Source organism: Methylobacterium sp. WL103 (assembly GCF_008039885.1).
Classification (GTDB): Bacteria; Pseudomonadota; Alphaproteobacteria; order Rhizobiales; family Beijerinckiaceae; genus Methylobacterium; species Methylobacterium cerastii.
The window spans coordinates 1-2,123 of the sequence record NZ_VRUX01000674.1; the positions used below are offsets into that span (position 1 = coordinate 1).

The 2,123-nt window shown below is 70.3% G+C and carries 1 protein-coding gene; it reads left to right on the top strand.

Going from position 1 to position 2,123, the window contains the following annotated elements:
- Positions 1 to 2,123, top strand: a 2,123-nt coding sequence (locus tag FV222_RS24045; RefSeq protein WP_147815827.1) for a ribonuclease E/G, incomplete at both ends; no start/stop codon positions are given.

Genomic DNA, 2,123 nt, shown 5'->3' on the forward strand with positions numbered 1-2,123 from the left:
GCAGCAACGGCCGCCGCGTCCGCGGGCGCCGGGCCGAGGCCTCCGCCGCCAAGCTCGACGAGACCGTGAGCGCCGAGGACGTCGCGCAGGAGCATGACGCGTCGCACGAGGCCGCCCGTGCGGACGGGCATGATGCCCCGGCCGGCGAGGCGCATCACGACGCGCAGTCCCACGACACGCAGGCCGCTGAGGCCCATGCCCACAAAGCCCATGCCCACGAAGCCCATGCCGGCGACGATCACGTCGCCGAGGCGCATGTGGACGAGGACCGGCCCGAGGGCGCGATCGCGCCGGGCAGCGACGCCTCCGCCGTCTTGCCCGAGCCGGATGCCGACGAGCCTGCCGGCGAGGCGCATGAGCACGAGGCCCAGGACGGGGAGACCGCCGACGACGCCCCGCGCCCTGAGGCGATCGTCGCCGTGGCCCAGGGACTGACCGTCGCCGAGGCGCCGACGGCGTCCGAGGACGAATCCGACGAGGATGAAGACGAGGACGAGGACGACGATTCCGACGACGAGGACGAAGAGGACGGCGACGACGAGGAGTCCGACGAGGACGAGGGCGACGAGGATCCCGACGCCGAGCCGAAGATCTCGCAGGTCGGCGGCAACGGCGACGCGCTCGGCGAGCTGCCCGAGCGTCCGCGCAGCCACCGCCGCCACTACAAGATCCAGGAGGTGATCAAGCGCCGCCAGATCATCCTGGTCCAGGTCGTCAAGGAAGAGCGCGGCACCAAGGGCGCGGCGCTCACCACCTATCTGTCGCTCGCCGGCCGTTACTCGGTGCTGATGCCGAACACCGGCCGCGGCGGCGGGATCTCCCGCAAGATCACCTCGGCCGCCGACCGCAAGCGCCTCAAGGAGACCGCCCAGGCGCTGGAGGTGCCCGACGGCATGGGCGTGATCCTGCGCACGGCCGGCGCCTCGCGCACGATGCCGGAGATCAAGCGCGACTTCGAATACCTGATGCGTCTGTGGGAGAGCGTGCGCGCGCTGACCCTGTCCTCGACCGCGCCCGCTCTGGTCTACGAGGAGGGCTCGCTGATCAAGCGCGCGATCCGCGACCTCTACAACAAGGACCTCGACGAGGTGCTGGTCTCGGGTGAGGCGGCCTATGCCGAGGCGCGCGACTTCATGCGCATGCTGATGCCGCAATCCGCAAAGGTGGTGAAGCCCTACCGCGACGCAACGCCGATTTTCGCCCGCCACGGCGTCGAGCAGCAGCTCGACGCGATGTTCTCGACCCACGTGACGCTGAAGTCCGGCGGCTATCTCGTGATCAACCCGACCGAGGCCCTGGTCTCGATCGACGTGAACTCCGGTCGCTCGACCCGCGAGCACGACATCGAGGACACGGCGCTTCGCACCAACATGGAGGCGGCCGAGGAGGTCGCCCGCCAGCTACGCCTGCGCGACCTCGCCGGCCTCGTGGTGATCGACTTCATCGACATGGAGGAGAAGCGCAACAACCGCGCCGTCGAGAAGAAGCTCAACGACTGCCTGAAGAACGACCGCGCCCGCATCCAGGTCGGCCGCATTTCGCCCTTCGGCCTGATGGAGATGAGCCGCCAGCGCATCCGCACCGGCGTGCTCGAATCCTCGTCGGTGCCGTGCGTGCATTGCGGCGGCTCCGGCTTCGTGCGCGCCACCGCATCGGTCGCGCTGCACATCCTGCGGGCGATCGAGGAGGCGCTGCTCAAGTCGGCGAGCCACAACCTGATCCTGCGCACCCGCACCGAGGTGGCGCTGTACATCCTCAACCAGAAGCGCGGGCACCTGCACGAGCTCGAGATGCGCTTCGGCGTCACCGTGACCATCGCCGCCGACGAGCGGCTGGGGGCCACCACCGCCTACCAGCTGGATCGCGGCGAGCCGGCCCAGCGCGCCGAGGGTCCGATCACCGGAATCCGCGCCACCGCGATCTCGCCGACCTCCGAGATCGAGGAGGACGACACCTTCGAGGAGATCGAGGACGAAACCCTCGAGGACGCCGCCGGCCCGGAGGTCTTGGGCGAGACCGACGCCGAGGGCGACGAGGCCGACGACGGTCGCGAGGTTGGAGCCGAGCGTTCGGAGAAATCGGATGAGGGCGACGGCCAGCGCCGTCGCCGGCGCCGCCGGCGC